The organism is Deinococcus pimensis DSM 21231 (assembly GCF_000519345.1).
Lineage (GTDB): Bacteria > Deinococcota > Deinococci > Deinococcales > Deinococcaceae > Deinococcus_A > Deinococcus_A pimensis.
The window spans coordinates 80,458-81,854 of record NZ_KI912647.1; the positions used below are offsets into that span (position 1 = coordinate 80,458).

Genomic DNA, 1,397 nt, shown 5'->3' on the forward strand with positions numbered 1-1,397 from the left:
CGCGCTCGCCCTGCCCGCCCTGCGCGGCCTGTTCCCGCCGGGCGCGTGGCTCGCGCGCAGACCGCTCGACGCGGGCTACGCCACCCGCTTCGTCCTCACCTTCTCCTTCTTCGGCGCGGAGGCCTTCGTGCCGCTCGGCCTGACGGACCTGCACGGCCTGAGCACCACCGGCGCGGGCCTCGCGCTCACCGCGAGCGCCCTCACGTGGTCCTCCACGTCCATCCTGCACTCCCGCTTCGACGAACGCACGGGGGGACGGTACCGCGCGCGCGTCGCGCTCGTCGGCACGACGCTCGTCACGCTCGCGCTGCTGCTGACGGGCCTGATCGTCACGAACCCCGCCCTGCCCGCGTGGGCGGTGGGCGTCATGTGGGCGCTCGGCGGGCTGGGGATGGGCCTCGCGTTCCAGTCGCACACCCTCGTGGTGTTCAGGAACGCGCCCGAGGGGCAGGAGGGCGAGGTGTCCGGCACCCTCCAGACCGCCGACGTGCTCGGCAGCGCGATCGGGGCGGGTCTCGGCGGGGTGCTCGTGGCGACGCTCGGCCTGCGCGCGGGCGTGACGGGCCTCTTCGCGCTCACGGTGCTCGTCGTGCTGCTGGGGCAGTACACGACGAGACGGCTCAGGGACCTCAGTCCAGCCTGACCTTCACCGGCTCCGGCAGGCGGTACGCCATCCACACGCTCGGCAGCAGCAGAGAGATGCTCACCAGGGCCGCCGTCGTCGGGGTCGTCACGTCGGCGAGCACGCCCACGAGGAACACCAGCAGACCCGCGAAGCCCCACGAGAAGCCCATCATGATGCTGCTCGCGACCGCCACGTGACGCGGCGCGTACTCCTGCGCCGTCACCACGCCCACCGGGATGCTCGCGTTGATGAACGCGCCCACCAGGAACGCCAGCGGGTAGTACCAGACCTGTGACGGCTCCGAGTACACCAGCAGCACGAACAGGGGCAGCGTGCCCAGGATGCTGGACCTCAGGACCGGCGTGCGCCCCCGACGGTCGCTGATACGTCCCCCGACGATGCCGCCGATGGCGCTCGCGACGCTGTACACGCCCAGCGCGAGCGCCGTGGAGCCGTACCCGTACCCGCGCGCCGCGAGGATGAACGGCAGCATCGCCCCGTACCCCGACGACGCGAGCGACCGCAGCACCGCCATGCCCCACAGCGTCACCATGGGTCCCCGGAAGATCGCGAGGTACTCTCCGACCGAGGGACGGCGCGCGCTCGTCCGCTCCTCGCGCGGGGTGACGAGGAACGTCACGAGCGCCACCGCCAGCCCGATCGGCGCGAAGATCGGCAGGCGGTCGAGCCCCACGCCCGCGAAGACCGGCCCGAGCGCCATGCCCGCCGTGCCGCCCGCGCTGAACAGGCTCGCCCACAGGCCCCGTTTGTC

Annotated in this window: 2 protein-coding genes; one reads left to right on the forward strand and one right to left on the reverse strand. The window is 72.9% G+C overall.

Annotated elements, in window-relative coordinates; genetic code table 11:
• On the forward strand, positions 1-643 hold a 643-nt coding region (locus tag DEIPI_RS30970), incomplete at its 5' end, for an MFS transporter (protein WP_157463644.1).
• Here DEIPI_RS30970 and DEIPI_RS0113200 read toward each other — a convergent pair.
• The coding region (locus DEIPI_RS0113200; protein WP_027482071.1) for an MFS transporter at positions 630-1,397 on the reverse strand (768 nt) is incomplete at its 5' end. The two genes, DEIPI_RS30970 and DEIPI_RS0113200, sit on opposite strands and share 14 nt — an antisense overlap.